Genomic DNA, 20,615 nt, shown 5'->3' with positions numbered 1-20,615 from the left:
GCGGGGAAAACTTCAGGTGATTCCGGAACGGCATGCCGTCCGGGCCTTACTCATCCCTCCGCAGCCACTCGGGCCACGGCATTCAGAAAAGGTAGCTAGGTATTACTTAGGACGCTTGGCGCCATACTTGGAACGACGCTGCTTGCGATCCTGCACGCCTGCCGTATCCAGAGTGCCACGTACGGTGTGGTAGCGAACACCGGGAAGGTCTTTTACACGACCACCACGGATCAATACTACGGAGTGCTCCTGCAGGTTATGCCCTTCACCACCAATGTAGGAAGATACTTCATAACCGTTGGTCAGACGCACACGACACACTTTACGCAGTGCGGAGTTTGGCTTCTTCGGGGTAGTGGTATACACCCGGGTGCAAACGCCGCGACGCTGGGGGCAGCCCTGAAGGGCTACGGAGTCGCTCTTTTCTACCTTGCTTTTGCGCGGCTTGCGCACCAGCTGGTTTACAGTTGCCATGAAACTACTGCCTCACGCTTACAGTTCTGTGACAAAAACCGTGAATTCACGGCCTGTGTCACCCAATTACCGCCCATGAAACCATGGGGGGCAGCGATTGTAGGGAGCTGCCGGCATCCCGTCAAGGCACCGACAAATCTCTACTGTTGCCCCTGAGGGGGCTCATAGCCACCGCCACTGCTGGCGGAGGCCATTATCGGTCAAGAAAACGCTCAGCTTACTCGCCTGAGGAGCTAAGAGCTTCTGACAGCGCAGCTTCTACCTCGTCCATGGTTGGCGCTTCTGGCCCGCGCGCATCCGCACGCTGACGACGACGCTCCATGTGATAGGCATAGCCGGTACCGGCGGGGATCAAACGACCCACAACAACGTTTTCTTTCAAGCCACGCAAGTCGTCTTCCTTGCCGGTTACCGCCGCTTCGGTGAGAACGCGGGTGGTTTCCTGGAAAGACGCCGCAGAGATGAAGGACTCTGTCGCCAGGGAAGCCTTGGTGATACCTAATAGCAGTCGTTGGTACTGCGGCAGCATCTTGTCTTCGGCTTTCAGGCGATCAATTTCCTCCATAACGCGGGCATATTCTGCCTGCTCACCCTTAATGAAGTGAGACTCACCCACTTCCAGGATCTCTACTTTGCGCAACATCTGGCGGATGATCGTTTCAATGTGCTTGTCATTGATCTTCACACCCTGCAGACGGTAAACCTCCTGCACTTCGTTAACGATGTAACGGGCCAGCTCAGACTCACCTTTAAGGCGCAGGATGTCGTGCGGGTTCAGCGGTCCATCAGAGACAACCTCACCTTTCTCAACCCGCTCACCTTCAAATACGTTGAGCTGACGCCATTTCGGAATCAATTCTTCGTAGTTGTCATCACTATTATCCGGAGTGATAACAAGGCGAACCTTACCTTTGGTTTCTTTACCGAAGGATACGGTACCAGTCTTTTCAGCCAGGATTGCCGCTTCTTTCGGGTTCCGTGCTTCGAACAAATCAGCAACACGGGGCAGACCACCGGTGATGTCGCGAGTCTTAGAGGACTCCTGCGGAATCCGCGCGATCACATCACCAACGCCGATATTCGCGCCATCTTTCAGGCCACACAGTGCACCACCCGGCAGGAAGTACTGGGCTGGCATATCCGTATTGGGCATCACGATGGGCTTGCCCTTGCTGTCCAGCACACGGATAACCGGACGCATGTCCTTACCTGCTGAAGGACGGTTCTGGGAACTGAGCATTTCAATGTTGGTCAGGCCGGTGAGCTCGTCGGTCTGATGGTTTACAGTGATACCTTCTTCCATATCACCGAACTGCACCTTACCCTCCACTTCCGCAATGATCGGGTGTGTGTGCGGATCCCAGGTCGCAACGACCTGACCACCACTAACCTCATCACCTTCATTCACGGTAACCGTGGCACCGTAGGGCAGCTTATAACGCTCACGTTCACGGCCCAGCTCATCAGCAACAGCCAGATCAGCAGAACGGGAAACGATTACCAGACCGTCCTTATGCTGCACGTGCTTGGCGTTATGGAAACGCACCTTACCGCCGTGTTTGATCTGGATGCTGGATACTGCAGACGCTCGGCTAGCCGCCCCACCAATGTGGAAGGTACGCATGGTCAGCTGGGTACCCGGCTCACCAATGGACTGTGCTGCGATAACACCGACAGCCTCGCCCACATTGACCTGATGGCCACGAGCCAAGTCACGCCCATAACAGGTCGCACACACGCCCCAACGAGTCGCACAGGTAATCGGCGAGCGCACCAGCACTTCGTCCACACCCATGGTTTCCAGCTGCGCAACCCAAACTTCGTCCAGCAACGTGCCGGCTTCAACCGCTACTTCGTCCTGGTTGAGAGGATTCATCACGTCACGGGCAACCACACGACCGAGTACACGCTCGCGCAGCGGCTCTACCACGTCACCACCTTCAATCAGCGGCGTCATCAGCAAACCTTCTTCGGTGCCACAGTCGATATGGTTGACCACCAGATCCTGCGCCACATCCACTAGACGACGAGTCAAGTAACCAGAGTTCGCTGTTTTCAGTGCGGTATCCGCCAGACCTTTACGAGCACCGTGAGTAGAGATGAAGTACTGGAGTACGTTCAAACCTTCACGGAAGTTACTGGTAATAGGCGTTTCGATAATGGAGCCATCCGGCTTCGCCATCAGACCACGCATACCGGCCAGCTGACGAATCTGAGCAGCGGAACCCCGTGCCCCGGAATCGGCCATCATGAAGATGGAGTTGAAAGAGCCCTGCTCTTCGTCCTTGCCGTCGCGGTTTTTAACCACTTCAACACGGAGGTTTTCCATCATCGCCTTAGCGATCTGGTCATTGGTACGAGCCCAAATATCCACGACCTTGTTGTAACGCTCACCGCGAGTCACCAGACCGGAAGCAAATTGCTCCTCGATCTCGCGCACTTCCTCTTCGGCAGCGTCGATCATGGTGTACTTGGCATCCGGAATCACCATGTCTTCCACACCAATGGAAGAACCAGAAAGCGTTGCTTCGCGGAAGCCCAGGTACATCAATTGGTCAGCGAAGATACAGGTCTCTTTGGTGCCAAGAATCCGGTAACAGGTGTTCAACAGCTTGGAGATGGCCTTCTTGGTCATGTTCTGGTTGACCATGTCGAAGCCCAGACCCGCCGGCACGATATCCCACAGCTTACAACGACCAGGGGTAGTATCGGCGATAAAGGTACGCTCTTCCACGTTACCTTCCAGGTCTTTCACCACTTCATGCACACGCACCTTAACGCGGGCGTGGATGTGCACCTGCTTGTTACCCAGCGCACGCATCACTTCCTTGGTGTCGGCAAATACATGGCCTTCACCTTGCGCATTCACACGGTCACGGCTGATGTAATACAAACCCAGCACCACGTCCTGGGTTGGGCCGATAATCGGCTCACCATTGGCGGGCGAAAGAATGTTGTTGGTGGACATCATCAATGCACGGGCTTCAAGCTGCGCTTCCAGGGTCAGCGGTACGTGCACCGCCATCTGGTCACCATCGAAGTCGGCGTTGAAGGCCGCACACACCAGCGGGTGCAGCTGGATGGCCTTACCTTCAATCAGCACCGGCTCAAACGCCTGAATACCGAGACGGTGAAGGGTTGGCGCCCGGTTCAACATAACCGGGTGTTCGCGAATAACTTCAGCGAGGATATCCCACACTTCAGCGGTTTCGCGCTCGACCATTTTCTTGGCCGCCTTAATGGTGGTCGCCAGACCACGCCCTTCCAGCTTGGCAAAGATAAACGGCTTGAACAGTTCCAGCGCCATTTTCTTGGGCAGACCACACTCGTGCAGCTTGAGAGTCGGACCTACCACGATCACGGAACGACCGGAGTAATCGACTCGCTTACCCAACAGGTTCTGACGGAAGCGGCCCTGCTTACCCTTGATCATGTCGGCAAGGGACTTCAAAGGACGCTTGTTAGAACCGGTAATGGCACGGCCACGACGACCGTTGTCCAACAACGCATCTACAGATTCCTGCAGCATACGCTTTTCGTTCCGCACGATGATGTCCGGCGCGCTCAGATCCAGCAACCGCTTGAGGCGATTGTTACGGTTGATTACCCGGCGATACAGATCGTTCAAATCGGAGGTCGCAAAACGACCACCATCGAGCGGCACCAGCGGACGCAGATCCGGCGGCAGTACCGGCAGCACGGTGAGAACCATCCATTCGGGCGCGTTACCGGAATCCTTGAAGGCTTCCATCAGCTTGAGGCGTTTGGACAGCTTCTTCAGCTTGGTATCAGAGTTCGTGGACTCCACTTCCTCGCGCAGGATCTTGATCTCTTCGACCAGATCCAACTCCATCAGGAGTTGCTGTACAGCTTCGGCACCCATCTTGGCTTCGAATTCGTCTCCGAATTCTTCCATGGCGTCGAAGTACTCTTCATCGGTAAGCAGCTGCCCACGCTCAAGCGTTGTCATGCCTGGCTCGGTCACAACGAAAGATTCGAAGTACAGGACCCGCTCTATATCACGCAGGGTCATATCCAGCATCAAACCGATACGGGACGGCAGAGACTTCAGGAACCAGATGTGTGCAGTAGGGCTTGCCAGTTCGATGTGGCCCATGCGCTCACGACGCACCTTGGAAAGGGTGACTTCTACGCCACACTTTTCACAGATAACGCCACGATGCTTCAAACGCTTGTACTTACCGCACAGGCATTCGTAGTCTTTGATCGGACCAAAGATACGCGCACAAAACAGACCATCACGCTCAGGCTTGAACGTGCGGTAGTTAATGGTCTCAGGCTTTTTCACTTCGCCAAAAGACCAGGAGCGGATCAGATCCGGCGGCGCAAGCGCGATGCGGATCTTGTCGAACTCCGTGACTTGTCCCTGACTTTTGAGCAAATTCAGCAAGTCTTTCAAGGCCAGTCCTCCGTAGTGAGCTTTCGCTCTAGATTCTTTCCTAAACCCGGGTAGCCAGTAGCTCTCCGCCATCAACCTGGCGGAGCCCACTGACTTAGTCGTTTTCCAGCTCGATATTGATACCGAGAGAACGAATTTCCTTCAGCAATACGTTGAAGGATTCCGGCATACCCGGATCCATGCGGTGATCACCGTCCACGATGTTCTTGTAAACGCGGGTACGGCCATTCACGTCATCGGATTTCACAGTGAGCATTTCCTGCAAGGTGTACGCGGCGCCATAGGCTTCCAGCGCCCACACTTCCATCTCACCGAAACGCTGACCACCGAACTGCGCCTTACCACCCAGCGGCTGCTGGGTAACCAGGCTGTAGGAACCAGTGGAGCGCGCATGCATCTTGTCGTCCACCAAGTGGTTCAACTTGAGCATGTACATGTAGCCCACGGTAACCTTGCGATCAAAGGCTTCACCGGTACGACCATCCCATAACTGCACCTGACCGGAGCGATCGTGCCCAGCCAGCTCCAGCAGCTCCTTGATCTCGAACTCTTTGGCACCGTCGAATACCGCGGTTGCCATAGGCACACCGCCCACCAAGTTCTTGGCCAGCTCGATGATTTCATCATCGCTAAAGCTATCCAGATCTTCTGGGGTACCGCCGGCGCCTGCCTGGTTATAGATCTTGTCGAGGAAGACGCGAATGTCTGCAATCTTCTTCTGCTCGGCCAGCATTTCGCCGATCCGCTCACCAAGACCCTTGGCAGCCCAGCCTAAGTGGGTTTCCAGAATCTGCCCCACGTTCATACGGGACGGTACACCCAGCGGGTTCAAGACCACATCCACCGGCACGCCGTTCTCATCATGCGGCATATCTTCTTCAGGCATGATTACAGAAATCACACCCTTGTTACCGTGACGGCCAGCCATCTTGTCACCGGGCTGGATGCGACGCTTAATGGCCAGGTAGACCTTAACCACTTTCAGCACACCATGGGCGAGGTCATCACCGCCGGAGATCTTGGCCTGTTTATCCTTGTAGCGTTCGTCCTGCTCTTTTTTGTGCTGCTCCAGATACTGCTGAGCACGCTCAAGTTGCTCAGCGACATCATCATCAGCTGGGCGCAGTTCGAACCATTTCTCGGCATCCAGACCATCCAGGATCTCGCCGGTCATCTCAGTGCCGCGCTTGAAGCCCGCACCACCATTGACCTTCTTGCCTACCATGACGGCACGCAGACGTTCCAGAATATCCAGCTCGAGAATGCGGTACTCGTCTTTCAAATCTTTGCGGAACTGCTCAAGGGCAGCCTGCTCAATTTGACGGGCACGCTCATCTTTCTCAACACCGTCGCGGGTAAAGACCTGCACATCGATGATGGTGCCTTTAACGCCGGAAGATACGCGCTGAGAGGTATCTTTAACGTCGGAGGCCTTCTCGCCAAAGATGGCACGCAACAGTTTTTCTTCCGGGGTCAGCTGAGTTTCACCTTTCGGCGTTACCTTGCCCACCAGAATGTCACCGGCTTCCACTTCTGCACCGATGTAGACAATACCGGACTCATCCAGCTTGGATAGCGCGGCCTCACCCACATTGGGGATATCAGCGGTAATCTCTTCCGGACCCAGCTTGGTATCACGAGCAATACAAGTGAGTTCCTGAATGTGGATGGAGGTGAATCGATCATCCTTCACCACTTTCTCAGAGATGAGGATGGAATCCTCAAAGTTGTAACCATTCCATGGCATGAAGGCCACGCGCATGTTCTGGCCCAGGGCCAGCTCGCCCATGTCCACAGAAGGACCGTCAGCCATGATGTCGCGTGCAGCAACCCGGTCACCCACTTTCACCAGCGGACGCTGATTGATGCAGGTGTTCTGGTTGGAGCGGGTGTATTTAGTCAGGTTGTAGATATCTACACCTGCTTCACCTTCGCTCACTTCGTCATCATTAACCTTCACAATGATTCGCGATGCATCAACCTTGTCGACGATACCGCCACGGGTAGCAACCACACAGACACCGGAGTCACGGGCAACGTGACGCTCGAAGCCCGTACCTACCAGTGGCTTGTCAGCACGCAGGGTAGGCACAGCCTGACGCTGCATGTTCGACCCCATCAAGGCCCGGTTCGCATCATCATGCTCGAGGAACGGAATCAGGGACGCCGCCACGGATACCACCTGACGAGGGGAGACATCCATATGGGTAATGGTGTCCCGCTCCATCACGGTAAATTCGTAACGGTGACGTACAGTAACGAAGTCTTCTTCGAAACCGCCCTCTTCTGTCATCTTCGCGTCCACCTGTGCGATCACGCACTCGGCCTCTTCGATCGCTGACAGGTATTCGATTTCCTCACTGACCTTGCCGTCAATCACCTTCAAGTACGGAGACTCAAGGAAACCGTACTCGTTGGCGCGGGCATAGGTAGCCAGAGAGTTGATCAGACCAATATTCGGGCCTTCAGGTGTTTCGATAGGACATACACGACCATAGTGAGTCGGGTGCACGTCACGCACCTCAAAACCAGCACGCTCACGGGTCAGCCCGCCCGGGCCCAACGCAGAAACACGACGCTTGTGGGTGATCTCGGACAGCGGGTTGTTCTGATCCATAAACTGAGACAGCTGGGAAGAGCCAAAGAACTCTTTCACTGCGGCTGCCACCGGCTTGGAATTGATCAGATCCTGCGGCATCAAGCCTTCGGATTCAGCCAGACTAAGACGCTCTTTGACCGCACGTTCAACACGCACCAACCCAACACGGAACTGGTTTTCGGCCATCTCACCCACAGAACGTACGCGACGGTTACCTAGGTGGTCGATATCATCCACCACCCCGTTACCGTTACGGATATCCACCAAGGTTCTCAGTACATCAATGATGTCGGAGGTTTCCCCCCCCATCTGCTCGAAGTACTGCTTGCCTTCTTCATCAGAGCGCGCACTAAAGTAGCGACCGTCATAGAGAATGCCAGGACCCGTTTCATCTTCACGACCAAGGCGGCGGTTGAACTTCATCCGGCCAACGGTGGACAGGTCATACCGCTCATCAGTGAAGAACAAGTTTTTGAACAGGTTTTCGGCGGCCTCTTTCGTCGGCGGCTCGCCTGGACGCATCATCCGGTAAATCTCGACTAATGCCTCCAGCGGCGTACGAGTCGGATCGGCCCGCAGGGTGTCCGCCATGAACGGCCCGTTATCCAGGTCGTTTGTATAAAGTGTTTCAAAGTCGGTAATACCACCTTGCTCAAGCTTTTCCAGCGTCTCCGCGGTCAGCTCGGTATTACACTCCACCAGAATTTCACCGGTATCCTGATCGATGATCGACTTAGCCAGATACTTGCCCTGCAAGTACTCGGCCGGGATGTCCAGATATTCGATGTTGGCTTTTTCCAACTGACGAATGTGACGTGCAGTAATACGACGGCCACGCTCCACCACGACTTCACCATCGGCAAGGATGTCGAAGGTCGCGGTTTCACCACGCAGACGCTCCGGCACCAGCTTCATGCGGTAAATGCCGTCTTCCACTGCGATTTCGTTGGTGTCGAAAAACATCTCCAACACTTCGTCAGAGGTATACCCCAACGCACGCAGTAGGATGGTCGCCGGCAACTTGCGGCGACGGTCGATCCGTACAAAGACTTGGTCTTTAGGATCGAACTCGAAATCCAACCAGGAACCACGGTAAGGAATCACCCGGGCAGAATAGAGCAGCTTACCGGAAGAGTGAGTTTTACCTTTATCGTGGTCAAAGAAAACACCAGGCGAGCGGTGCAACTGAGACACAATCACACGTTCGGTACCATTAATAACGAAGGTACCGTTTTCGGTCATTAAGGGAATCTCACCCATGTAGACCTGTTGTTCACGAATATCTTTAATCGCCCCGGATGATTCACGATCGTAAATCACCAGACGAATACGCACGCGCAATGGCGCCGCATAGGTAGTACCGCGAATGATGCATTCTTTTACATCAAAAACGGGTTTGCCGAACTCGTAGCCGGCATACTCCAGCGCTGCATTTCCTGAATAACTTGCGATCGGAAATACCGACCGGAAAGCGGCTTCCAGACCTTCTTCCAGGCGCTCTTCAGCGCTCTTATCTTGCTGCAGGAATTTGCGGTAAGAATCGAGTTGTATCGCCAGGAGATAAGGCACCTCCATAACTTTCGGAAGCTTGCCGAAATCTTTGCGGATCCGCTTTTTCTCAGTGAATGAGTATGCCATCTGCGTTCCTCAGCTGTTGACCTATCACCTTGTGGTGATATTTCTGCATGAAACCCTTCATACAGAAACGACAAAAGGCTGGCAGCCAAAAAGCTGCCAGCCGGCGCCTTTGCGCGTTAACGCGAAAAGGCATAGCGCCAATGCGCTTACTTGAGCTCGGCAGTACCGCCAGCCTCTTCGATCTTTTTCTTGATCTCTTCGGCTTCGTCTTTGGTAGCGCCTTCTTTAACAGGAGCAGGAGCACTCTCAACCAGCTCTTTAGCTTCTTTCAGACCCAAGCCAGTTACTTCACGAACAGCTTTGATCACGCCAACTTTCTTGTCACCGAAGCTGCTCAGAACAACGTCAAACTCAGTTTGCTCTTCAGCAGCAGCAGCATCACCACCGGCAGCTGCTGGAGCAGCAGCAACAGCGGCAGCGGCAGTTACGCCGAACTTCTCTTCCATGGCCTCAATCAGTTCAACGAGGTCCATAACACTCATATCGGCGATAGCGCCGAGGATATCTTCTTTGGAAACGGCCATTTTCAATCTCCTAAATCACCACTGTGGCGATCCGATTAGATCGGGTAGTTACGCAACCTGAAAATCAGGCAGCACTCTGTTTCTGGTCCTTAACTGCAGCAACCGTACGAACAAATTTGCCAGGCACCTCGTTGAGGGTACGAACAAACTTGGCCACAGGGGCCTGCATAACGGACATGAGCTGAGAAATTGCTTCGTCGCGAGTCGGCAACTTGGCGAGGACATCGATATCCTGAGCACCATAAGTTACGCCACCCACGGCCAGAGCTTTTACTTCCAGCGCGTCATGGTCTTTGGCGAAATCCTTGATGAGGCGAGCAGCAGCGCCCGGATCATCCTTGGAGAAAGCCAAAACAGTGGGGCCAACCAGTGCATCGTTCAGACACTCGAATTCTGTGTCTTTCACGGCGAACTTCGCCAGCGTGTTCCGTACTACTTTCAGGTACACACCGGTTTCACGGGCCTTACTACGCAACTCAGTCATCTGAGAAACAGTGAGACCACGATAGTCAGCAACCACAGCAGACAGCGCTTCAGCAGCAACAGCATTTACCGAAGCAACAATCGCTCGTTTGTCCTCCAGATTCAAAGGCATGATGTACCTCCTGGATTCACAAACATTAACCGTCAAAATCGACTACGATCTGATTTTGAGGCGGTCGCCAAGGTCGGTTTCCCGACCAATATCGCGGAGCCACAACCTGAACAAATCAGGAAACAACTACCGCGCCTGCGCAGGCGGTTACCCCTTAATCTCGGCGGTTTACTTACCTCATAAAGGCAGACACCAAAACACACCGAAAACCTGCGGTCTTTGACGCCCCGATAACGCTCACTACAGGTGACGCGGCATCGGGATCAAAGCCCTTTTGATCCAGCCTTTCGGCAGGATCGAAACTCATTACATCACCAAGGATGCCGGATCGATAGACAGACCAGGACCCATAGTGGTGGACAGCGTTACTTTCTTGAAGAAAGTCCCTTTAGCGGATGATGGCTTGGCCTTCTTGAGATCAGCAATCAACGCTTCCACATTTTCTTTGATGGCATTGGTATCAAAACCTACCTGACCCACCGTGCAGTGGATTATGCCACCTTTATCGGTGCGGTAACGGACCTGACCACCTTTGGCATTCTTGACAGCCTGAGCCACATCCGGAGTCACGGTACCAACCTTCGGGTTAGGCATCAGACCACGAGGGCCAAGAATCGTGCCCAACTTGCCGACAACGCGCATGGCGTCGGGGGAGGCGATCACCACATCAAAGTTGATCTCGCCACCTTGAACCTGTTCAGCCAGATCATCAAAACCGACAACGTCTGCGCCCGCTTCTTTTGCTTCTTCAGCTTTCGCGCCTTGAGCAAAAACAGCAACACGGACAGTTTTACCTGTACCGTGGGGCAGGACAGAGGCTCCACGGACGTTCTGGTCGGATTTACGCGGGTCAACACCCAGGTTTACCGCTACATCCACAGACTCTTTAAATTTAACGGCAGAAAGCTCAGCCAGCAGGGCAACCGCTTCTTCCACCGGATACAGCTTACCCGCTTCAATTTTCTCGCGGATGGCACGGTTACGCTTAGACAGTTTAGCCATTGGTTAACCCTCCACATCCAGGCCCATGGAACGGGCAGAACCCGCGATAGTGCGCACGGCGGCATCCATATCCGCAGCGGTCAGATCAGGCTCTTTAGCCTTGGCGATCTCTTCCAGCTGCGCACGGGTTACCTTGCCCACTTTCTTGGTGTTCGGTTCACCGGAACCACTCTTGATCCCTGCTGCCTTCTTCAACAGGTAGGCCGCCGGCGGCGTCTTCATGGTGAAGGTAAAGGAGCGATCGTTGTACACGGTGATCACAACCGGAACCGGTGCCCCGGCATCCAGCTGCTGAGTCTGGGCGTTGAACGCCTTACAAAACTCCATGATGTTCACACCGTGCTGACCCAGAGCAGGACCAACCGGCGGTGAAGGATTAGCCTGGCCAGCTGCAACCTGCAGCTTGATGTAGGCTTGTACTTTCTTCGCCATTTTAAGACTCCTTGGGTGCAAACGCCGCGTCTATAACGGGCTCCCCTCAGGTTGTCAAAACGCCCCGACCGCCTTTTACAGCGACCGGGGCACCTCATTTAAACGCTCTGCTTTATCAGGTTTTCTCGACCTGACCAAACTCCAGCTCAACAGGCGTTGATCGACCAAAAATCATCACCGCAACTTGCAGGCGACTCTTCTCGTAATTCACCTCTTCGATCACACCATTGAAGTCAGCAAAGGGGCCGTCATTAACACGAACCACCTCACCCGCTTCAAATAACGTCTTGGGCTTCGGCTTCTCTACTGCATCATCCATGCGCCGCAGAATAGCATCCGCTTCTTTCTGGGTAATCGGTGAAACGCGACCCGGATTTTTCGAATCTTCACCAATAAAGCCCATCACTTTCGGGGTTTCCTTGATCAAGTGCCAGGAATCGTCACACATCTCCATCTGCACCAGAACGTAACCCGGGAAAAATTTGCGCTCGGATTTACGCTTCTGGCCACCCTTGATTTCAACCACCTCTTCAGTTGGAACCAGAATGCCACCAAAAAGCTCTTCCATAGAACGCAATTTAACGCGCTCTTCAAGGGCGCGCTTTACATATTTCTCAAAACCTGAATAGGCGTGTACTACGTACCAGCGCTTTGCCATGCTCACCCCTTAGCCAATAACCCAGGACATAAGTCCACCGAGAATCCAGTCGAGCACAAAAAGCAACAGGGCTACAATCACAACAAAGACCAGAACAATCAGCGTAGTTTGCAGGGTTTCCTGACGCGTCGGCCACACAATTTTGCGCAGCTCAACCAAGGAGTCCTTCCGCAGCTGATTGAATGCCTTGCCCTGCTCAGTCTGCAGAGCAACAAATACCGCCACCAGAGAAACAGCAACAACACCGATTACTCGATAGAGGGTCGGCTGGTCGGAGAAATAGCTATTGCCCACTACGGCCGCAGCAACAAACCCCACAACCAACAACCACTTCACCGCCTCAAAGGCGGCAGAGCCGGAACGCGCTTCTGTTTTCTCGCTCATCTGACGATGCACCCCACCACCTTAGTGGCAGTTTTGGGAAAATTGGCAGGCCAGGAGGGACTCGAACCCCCAACAGCCGGTTTTGGAGACCGGTGCTCTACCAATTGAACTACTGGCCTGTAACTCTAAAAACCTAAAACAAACAGGGCAGCGAGCGAGGCCCGCCACCCTTACCACCGAACAACTTATTCAGTGATTTTAGCTACTACGCCGGCACCAACGGTACGGCCACCTTCGCGAATCGCGAAGCGCAGACCATCTTCCATGGCGATCGGAGCGATCAGCTCAACGTCCATTTGCACGTTATCGCCAGGCATTACCATTTCGGTTCCTTCCGGCAGAGTACATGCACCCGTCACGTCAGTTGTACGGAAGTAGAACTGCGGACGGTAACCGTTGAAGAACGGGGTGTGACGGCCACCTTCGTCTTTGCTCAGGACATATACCTCAGCAACGAACTTGGTATGCGGGTTAATGGAGCCTGGCTTGGCCAATACCTGACCACGCTCAACTTCATCACGCTTAGTACCACGCAGCAAGACACCAACGTTCTCACCAGCACGACCTTCGTCCAGCAGCTTGCGGAACATCTCAACACCAGTACAGGTAGTCTTGGTGGTGTCGTGGATGCCCACAATTTCGATTTCCTCGCCTACTTTAACGATGCCACGCTCTACACGACCGGTTACTACAGTACCGCGACCAGAGATAGAGAACACATCCTCGATCGGCATCAGGAACGGCTGATCAACGGCACGCTCTGGCTCCGGAATGTACTCATCCAGAGTCTCAACAAGCTTCTGCACCGCAGGCATACCGATATCGCTAGTGTCGCCTTCCAGTGCTTTCAGCGCTGAACCCTTAATGATCGGAGTATCATCACCCGGGAAGTCGTAGTCGCTCAGCAGCTCACGCACTTCCATTTCTACCAGCTCAAGCAGCTCTTCATCGTCAACCATGTCCGCTTTGTTCAGGAACACAACGATGTAAGGTACGCCAACCTGACGGGACAGCAGGATGTGCTCACGAGTCTGCGGCATGGGGCCGTCTGCGGCGGAACATACCAGGATTGCGCCATCCATCTGCGCGGCGCCGGTGATCATGTTTTTCACATAATCAGCGTGACCGGGGCAATCTACGTGGGCGTAGTGACGAGTTGGAGAATCGTACTCTACGTGAGAGGTCGCAATGGTAATACCACGCTCACGCTCTTCCGGGGCATTATCAATACCATCGAAAGCAACGGCGTTGCCGCCCCATACTTCTGCACACACGCGGGTCAACGCGGCAGTCAGGGTGGTTTTACCATGGTCAACGTGACCAATGGTGCCTACGTTTACGTGCGGTTTATTACGTTCAAACTTTTCCTTAGCCACGACTCTTCACCTCTTAATTTGGCTGTGCTTTTTCGCCATATGGCGCGCATACACCCGAGAAAGACACATTTAAGGACTGCATTCTATGCCTGCAGACCACCCTGGCACCATCAAGACACATGAAGCCAGGCCCAGGATATACCCGAGCCCGGAAACTGGAGCTCATGACCGGATTTGAACCGGTGACCTCACCCTTACCAAGGGTGTGCTCTACCTACTGAGCTACATGAGCATAACCTTCATGCCACCTTAGCGGCAGCCAAACTTCTCCGGATTTGGAGCGGGTAGCGGGAATCGAACCCGCACCATCAGCTTGGAAGGCTGAGGTTCTACCGTTGAACTATACCCGCTAACCTTGCTTGCCTTTCAGCAATCCGGCTTTTGGTTTCCCTAGCGACAACTGCCGCACAGCAAAACCAACTTATCTGGTGGAGGGGGGAGGATTCGAACCTCCGAAGCTTTCGCGTCAGATTTACAGTCTGATCCCTTTGGCCACTCGGGAACCCCTCCAGAAAAGGGCCTACATTCTCTTTACACTTCAATAACTTGTCAACTTCTTTTCAAGTAGCCACCAAGCATTTATAAATTGGAGCTGGCGAGAGGAGTCGAACCCCCGACCGGCTGATTACAAATCAGCTGCTCTACCAACTGAGCTACGCCAGCTCACAAGGGTTGCGAATTCTATAGAAAGGCATGGGGGGACGCAATCCACTTAGGCAACAAACGCCTAATAATTGCGCAGCAACTCAGAGACAGGACACTTTGGAAACATTAAGTGATTGATTTGCTTCAAGAAATACTTTTAGGTCAGGATTATTTTCAACCGATGAATCAGACAAATACAGCCAATACTCCGTCACATTGCGGGACGTTTCACGAACAAACGCCGGGTAACCCGCATTCCGCATCTTCACGCGAAGCCCTTCAGCTGATTCTGCACTAGAAAAATAGCCCAGAGAGATGGCATTGGCATCTTTTCCATTCTTAACTACAAAGCTGTCGATTCCATGATCCTGCAACTCACGCAATACTTGCAGAGCCCGCGCTCTGCCCGCATAAGGGGGCAAATAGACCCAATTAAGCCTATCCTTTTGCACACTCAAACTTCGCACGCTGCCCGCCAAGCCAATGGCTCTAAGCTGAACGGCGCCCGCCTCAGCTCTTTCTTGATTTTTCCAAGGCCCTACTACCGTACACAAACTCCCACTAGGCACACCGGCCTCGCCTCCACTGCGTGGCTGCGGCCGCTCTGCAAGCAATTGCAGCCGCTCATCATCCGCATGCCTTGGCTCAGAAAGATTCAGAGACGCTGATTCGGGGGATAGCGATCCGACCAACTGAAAGCCTACGTAGACCAAGTTGATCACTAACAAACTATAGAATATCCACCGCACAGCAGCCCCCTTATTATTTATTGTTGTCGTGCCGCCACCCGCTCCAATCCATCTAGGACTAAATCAGGGGCATGCAGGAACTCAAACGTAAACGCACCAATGAGCTCCGGGGCATCTCCGCCGGTAACTAGCACTTTGCAAGTATCATCAAGCACTTGGCGCAGTTCAAGCACCACCTCCGTGACAAAGGCCACAGACATGCGCAAGAGTCCGTTATGGACACACTCACCGGTAGACCGCCCCAATCCCAATTGCGCCATTCCCGGCTCAATGTGCACATCCGATGTGTCTCTCAGCAAGGCGCCTCGCAACATCCCAAGGCCAGGCACAATGTAGCCACCAAGAAAAGTGCCGCGCGAATCAACAGCATCAATAGTTAACGCACTGCCACAGTCTATAATGATGGAGGCACCATAACGCTGAAAGCCTTCAATCATTGCCACCCAACGGTCCACTCCCAGCTTTCTCGGCTCTGGATAACAGCTTTCCACGCCAAAATCTGACTGACAAGAATAATAGAAATGGGGCTCGCAACGAATAGCCTCCTTCAGGTAATAAGCAATTGTTTCATCAGCCTCCGGCCCAGCCACCGAGGCCACCCATATTTCACTCGGCATGCCTACTAATGATCTCAGCATGAGCTCAACCACTCGTGACCACTCACGCTCATGGCGCCCTCCGCCTTGGTGTATGACATCACCATCGCGGTAGCGCCACTTCATGGCGGTATTCCCCACATCAACAAACAGCATCATTGAATTCTCAAACTCACTTCTCCTCCATAAAGAGAACGGATCCCATCGTCAGTTTCCAGCAACAACGCACCATCAGACGCCACCCCGACAGCAACCCCGACAAGATTCTGACCTGTAGCACTGACCACCACTTTTTTACCGGACACGGCATCAAAGTCTGCAAACGCCCCCTTAAAGGCATCAAACCCTTGCGCCTGAAAAAGTGGCAGCATATCCATTAACTGAGTAATCACCTGGCTTGCCAGCTCCGTTCGCGAGGGCATCACCGTTAGCACAGTGGCTAGGTCAGTCCACCGTTGGTCGATCAACTCCGCCTGAGCGGCAGTCATGCGACCATTGAGCCCAACGCCAATCACAACATCCACCCGCCCCTCCATTTCACCTGCCAGCTCAATCAATATGCCGCCAACCTTCGCACCATTCACTAACAAATCGTTGGGCCACTTGAGCGCAACAGGAAGGGCGGGGTCGAACGCACGCAACGCCTCACCCACCACAACGCCAACCGCCAGACTCAAGCCGCCTAAGGCAGCAAAGCCACCATTTAGCGTGAAGCGAATAGAAGCATAAAGATTAGCCGCAAAAGGGGACTGCCAGGCACGACCGCGACGCCCACGACCCGCCTGCTGACATTCGGTAATGAAAACTTGAGGACGGACAACAGGGCCACTCAGAGCCAATGCATCCGCATTGGTAGAGCCTGTCACCCACTGATAATGTAAATCTGCAGCGCCATGCAAATGGCGCCTAACGATGTCTGGGTCAATCAACTCCAGAGGCTGAGCCAGCCGATAGCCCTTTCCTTTTACAGACTCAAGGGCAAGACCAAAGTCGGTAAGCCGCCGCACTCGCTTCCAGACTCCCGCCCGCGAAATACCAAGCTCATCGCCTAGCTCAGAGCCAGAACGAAAGGAACCGTCAGAAAGAAGGCGAACCAACGCTAGGTCCGCCTCCTTCATCTCGCTCACGCTTCCCAAACCACTCCTCGGGTCTTAGACCATCGAACAATTGCATCGCCATAACGTTTTTCGATTTCGTTACGCTTCAATTTCAGCGTCGGCGTGATCAGGTTGTTTTCAACGGTCCAGGCATCCTTACACACGATTAGGGTGGTCAAACGCTCATGCGGGTCCAGCTCTTCATTGACGCGCGCCAATAACTTCTCCAGCTCCTTGTTGAAGCGCTCTTTCTCACCATCCTTGCTCAAGCGCTCCTGCTCTTCCGGAGTAAGATTGAGCAATGCCACCGGCTGCCCCATACCTTGACCAATCACGCAGGCTAATTCGAGTCCAGGCATTGTCGACAGACGATTCTCGATGGGTGCCGGCGCAACATATTTGCCCTTCTCCGTCTTAAAAATCTCTTTAACCCGGCCAGTGATACGCAGGCGACCTTTACCGTCGATTTCGCCCACATCACCAGTGTGCAGCCAACCATCTTCGGTCAAATCTTCCGCTGTTTTATCCGGCTGCTTGTAGTAACCCTTCAGATTACCCACACTACGCACCAAAATCTCACCACCATCACCAATGCGGCACTCAACACCGTCATTGGGCGTACCAACCCAACCAATCTGTTGATCACCCTCTTCCGTAGAATGCGACCAAGCCAGGTTTTCTGTCATGCCGTACCCTTCAAGAATTTCTAGATCCAGTTTTTTGAACCAGGCAATAATCTCGGGGGACAGCGCAGCAGCCCCTGACAACGCGATACGGCATTCATCCAGCCCCATGGCACCAAGTATCTTCTTCTTGATAATCTTATTGACGATTGGAATCTTCAGTAAAAGATTCAGTTTTTTCGGTGGCAGCGCTTCAGAAGCTTTCTGATAAAACTTAGACCAGATACGGGGCACAGCAAAAAAGACCGTCGGTTGCGCACGCTTGATGTCTTCACCGAAGGTATCAAGCGATTCGGCGAAGAAAATTTTGTTCCCCACATAGAGAACAGCGATTTCCACAGCAACACGCTCAGCCACATGAGATAGCGGCAAATAAGAGATCATGCGTCCGTCCGGCTTCAGGTCATACAGTTTGATCATCTTTTCCCCCACAGTGGAAAGACCTTCAAAATCGTGCATTACCCCCTTCGGCATCCCTGTGGTCCCCGAAGTGTAAACAATGGTAGCGAGGTCGGTCAGGGCCGGAGCGTTTACTTCAAGCAAAGGTGCCGTGTCACGGATAATATCTGGCCACTTCGGGAAGTCCTTCAACACATCTGCAGGAGCTAGACTCAAGGCGATCTGCTGAACACCGTCAGGTACACCGGCTTTCATTATGTCCCAGTCGTCAAGCTTGCCGACAAAAAGGAATTTGGATTCGCTGTGCTCCAGAATTTGGCGCACGGTTTCAGCCACAAGGGTTGGGTATAAAGGAACGCTAACGCCTCCTGCCATCCAAATCGCCACATCGGTAATAATCCACTCAGCACAGTTCTTAGAAACCAGCGCAACATGGTCACCTTTCTGCATCCCGATAGATTGCAAATACGCCGCAATCTTGCGCGCTTCTTCATCTACCTGTTTCCAAGTGTATTCACGCAGCTCGCCACCACCTAGTGGCTGAACAAACGCTACTGCGTCACCCTGTTGCGAACGGAGCCGAGCCAGTGCCTTAAGGGGAGTGATCGTACTCTTATCTGTTATCATAATTCTTAACCTTTCCCGAGTTTAAGATCCAATGAAACGGCCAGCTAAAAGCAAACCGGAGCAGGCATATCCTGCGAATTCCGTTAACTGTGTTTAGCAAATGACTAGGCATCAGCCCGCTGAAGACGGCCGCGGCACGCAGAAACACCTCTCCTACCACACCTTCTTCACTGCCATCCCAAAACAACAAAAGCAACCATACCACTTTCCCTCATCACTATGGAGCCCCGCACTATCTTGAAACATCATGTAAACGCTTGTTTACTTTACAAATAACCAATCTCCGGGACCAAAGAGTAGAGCCTTACAGGTACTGAAAAAAGAACATTACGAAACGCATTAGAAAGGAAGCAACTGAATACAATTTAGCCCCGCATACTCTCCTATTATTAAGCTAACGCTCTTGAATAATCTGGTAGACCGGCTTGTGATATAGACCAAGCGAGACGTGCCAGCCCGGAAGACCAGAGAGGGAGGACTGAAGTGGACCTCTAACCGCAATTGATCTCCGCCCATCGCGACAACACTCCATAGCTTCACACCTCAGGACACTGAGGCGCACGTCGCTTTTCAACAGCTTGTAGCTAGTCAGTGATTCTTTCGTGAAAGGTGTAGTAAAAGCAGTTTTTTGACATGGTCGAAGAGCTGGCGAGGTTAGAAAAGGTCGTCGATAGTTATAATTTGATTTTAGGCTGCCCGGACAGGCGCCAATAAAAAAACCCCCGCCACTGACGCGACGAGGGTTTTTCTGTATTTAAGAGCCTGACGATGACCTACTCTCGCATGGGGAAGCCCCACACTACCATCGGCGATGTACTGTTTCACTTCTGAGTTCGGCATGGGATCAGGTGGTTCCAATACTCTATGGTCGTCAGGCAATCTGGTTTGGTTTTCCTGATTAAATCAGGAGGACCAAATAGGTTGCCTTCCCGGTGTTTTACCTAGGTAAATACTGCACACCGGCAAAGCCAAATTGGGTAACGAGAAGTTTGCTATTCAACTGCAAGGTTAGTTATCTCTCACACCGTATCTTTGCGTTACCTGGCGATAAGCCGAGTAACTGCTTTGGTGTTATATAGTCAAGCCTCACGGGCAATTAGTACTGGTTAGCTTCACGCCTTACAACGCTTCCACACCCAGCCTATCAACGTTGTGGTCTTCAACGGCCCTTCAGGGGAATCAAGTTCCCAGGGAGATCTCATCTTGAGGGAGGCTTCCCGCTTAGATGCTTTCAGCGGTTATCCCGTCCGAACGTAGCTACCCGGCAATGCCACTGGCGTGACAACCGGAACACCAGAGGTTCGTCCACTCCGGTCCTCTCGTACTAGGAGCAGCTCCTCTCAAATCTCCAACGCCCACGGCAGATAGGGACCGAACTGTCTCACGACGTTCTAAACCCAGCTCGCGTACCTCTTTAAATGGCGAACAGCCATACCCTTGGGACCGGCTTCAGCCCCAGGATGAGATGAGCCGACATCGAGGTGCCAAACACCGCCGTCGATATGAACTCTTGGGCGGTATCAGCCTGTTATCCCCGGAGTACCTTTTATCCGTTGAGCGATGGCCCTTCCATACAGAACCACCGGATCACTAAGACCTGCTTTCGCACCTGCTCGACTTGTAGGTCTCGCAGTCAAGCACCCTTCTACCTTTACGCTCGTTGCACGATGTCCGACCGTGCTGAGGGTACCTTTGTGCTCCTCCGTTACTCTTTGGG

The 20,615-nt window shown here is 53.2% G+C and carries 14 protein-coding genes, 5 tRNA genes and 2 rRNA genes (1 of these 21 cut by a window edge); all 21 read right to left on the bottom strand.

The features are described 5' to 3' along the window. Positions 1–102 precede the first annotated feature (102 nt). The gene (gene rpsL / locus ABO_RS01985; RefSeq protein ID WP_011587675.1) at positions 103–474 is read right to left on the bottom strand and encodes a 30S ribosomal protein S12; all 372 of its coding nucleotides are present in this window, start codon (positions 472–474) and stop codon (positions 103–105) included. Positions 475–691: 217 nt separating this feature from the next. After that, positions 692–4,894 (bottom strand): DNA-directed RNA polymerase subunit beta', encoded by a 4,203-nt coding sequence (rpoC, locus tag ABO_RS01980; RefSeq protein WP_011587674.1) that lies wholly within the window; start codon positions 4,892–4,894, stop codon positions 692–694. A gap of 94 nt (positions 4,895–4,988) precedes the next feature. Then, a complete protein-coding gene (gene rpoB / locus ABO_RS01975; protein ID WP_011587673.1) occupies positions 4,989–9,131 on the bottom strand; it encodes a DNA-directed RNA polymerase subunit beta in 4,143 nt (1,380 codons plus the stop codon). Positions 9,132–9,277: 146 nt separating this feature from the next. Continuing rightward, positions 9,278–9,655 (bottom strand): 50S ribosomal protein L7/L12, encoded by a 378-nt coding sequence (gene rplL / locus ABO_RS01970; protein WP_011587672.1) that lies wholly within the window; start codon positions 9,653–9,655, stop codon positions 9,278–9,280. Between the two features lie 64 nt (positions 9,656–9,719). After that, complete coding sequence (gene rplJ / locus ABO_RS01965) at positions 9,720–10,250, bottom strand: 50S ribosomal protein L10 (RefSeq protein ID WP_011587671.1); 531 nt, start codon at positions 10,248–10,250, stop codon at positions 9,720–9,722. Positions 10,251–10,556: 306 nt separating this feature from the next. Next, positions 10,557–11,252, bottom strand: coding sequence for a 50S ribosomal protein L1 (gene rplA / locus ABO_RS01960; protein ID WP_011587670.1), 696 nt, complete (start codon positions 11,250–11,252; stop codon positions 10,557–10,559). A gap of 3 nt (positions 11,253–11,255) precedes the next feature. Further along, complete coding sequence (gene rplK / locus ABO_RS01955; protein ID WP_011587669.1) at positions 11,256–11,684, bottom strand: 50S ribosomal protein L11; 429 nt, start codon at positions 11,682–11,684, stop codon at positions 11,256–11,258. 115 nt (positions 11,685–11,799) lie between these two features. Then, entirely contained in the window at positions 11,800–12,342 is a 543-nt protein-coding gene (nusG, locus tag ABO_RS01950) for a transcription termination/antitermination protein NusG (protein WP_011587668.1), read from the bottom strand. A gap of 9 nt (positions 12,343–12,351) precedes the next feature. Beyond that, the gene (gene secE / locus ABO_RS01945; RefSeq protein ID WP_035459622.1) at positions 12,352–12,726 is read right to left on the bottom strand and encodes a preprotein translocase subunit SecE; all 375 of its coding nucleotides are present in this window, start codon (positions 12,724–12,726) and stop codon (positions 12,352–12,354) included. Between the two features lie 43 nt (positions 12,727–12,769). After that, a tRNA-Trp gene (locus tag ABO_RS01940) sits at positions 12,770–12,845 on the bottom strand. Between the two features lie 66 nt (positions 12,846–12,911). Beyond that, entirely contained in the window at positions 12,912–14,102 is a 1,191-nt protein-coding gene (gene tuf / locus ABO_RS01935; protein WP_011587666.1) for an elongation factor Tu, read from the bottom strand. A 156-nt stretch (positions 14,103–14,258) separates the two neighbouring features. Next, a tRNA-Thr gene (locus tag ABO_RS01930) sits at positions 14,259–14,334 on the bottom strand. A gap of 44 nt (positions 14,335–14,378) precedes the next feature. Beyond that, positions 14,379–14,452 (bottom strand) — tRNA-Gly (locus ABO_RS01925). A 76-nt stretch (positions 14,453–14,528) separates the two neighbouring features. Then, a tRNA-Tyr gene (locus ABO_RS01920) sits at positions 14,529–14,612 on the bottom strand. Between the two features lie 77 nt (positions 14,613–14,689). Next, positions 14,690–14,765: transfer RNA gene (locus ABO_RS01915), tRNA-Thr, on the bottom strand. An 83-nt stretch (positions 14,766–14,848) separates the two neighbouring features. Then, positions 14,849–15,469, bottom strand: a complete 621-nt coding sequence (locus ABO_RS01910; protein ID WP_232501286.1) for an SPOR domain-containing protein — start codon at positions 15,467–15,469, stop codon at positions 14,849–14,851. A gap of 44 nt (positions 15,470–15,513) precedes the next feature. Continuing rightward, a complete protein-coding gene (locus ABO_RS01905) occupies positions 15,514–16,251 on the bottom strand; it encodes a type III pantothenate kinase (RefSeq protein WP_011587664.1) in 738 nt (245 codons plus the stop codon). Continuing rightward, positions 16,248–17,210, bottom strand: coding sequence for a biotin--[acetyl-CoA-carboxylase] ligase (locus ABO_RS01900; RefSeq protein ID WP_041704769.1), 963 nt, complete (start codon positions 17,208–17,210; stop codon positions 16,248–16,250). The genes ABO_RS01905 and ABO_RS01900 overlap by 4 nt, the downstream gene beginning before the upstream one ends. Positions 17,211–17,215: 5 nt before the next feature. Beyond that, a complete protein-coding gene (locus tag ABO_RS01895; RefSeq protein WP_011587662.1) occupies positions 17,216–18,898 on the bottom strand; it encodes an AMP-binding protein in 1,683 nt (560 codons plus the stop codon). Positions 18,899–19,658: 760 nt separating this feature from the next. After that, positions 19,659–19,774: ribosomal RNA gene (gene rrf / locus ABO_RS01890) — 5S ribosomal RNA — on the bottom strand. Between the two features lie 199 nt (positions 19,775–19,973). Beyond that, positions 19,974–20,615 (bottom strand): 23S ribosomal RNA (locus ABO_RS01885); it runs 2,249 nt beyond the window's last position.

The organism is Alcanivorax borkumensis SK2 (assembly GCF_000009365.1).
In the GTDB taxonomy this organism is placed as follows: Bacteria; Pseudomonadota; Gammaproteobacteria; order Pseudomonadales; family Alcanivoracaceae; genus Alcanivorax; species Alcanivorax borkumensis.
The sequence above is the reverse complement of the archived record's forward strand: the minus strand, read 5'-3'. Positions and strand labels throughout refer to the sequence as shown.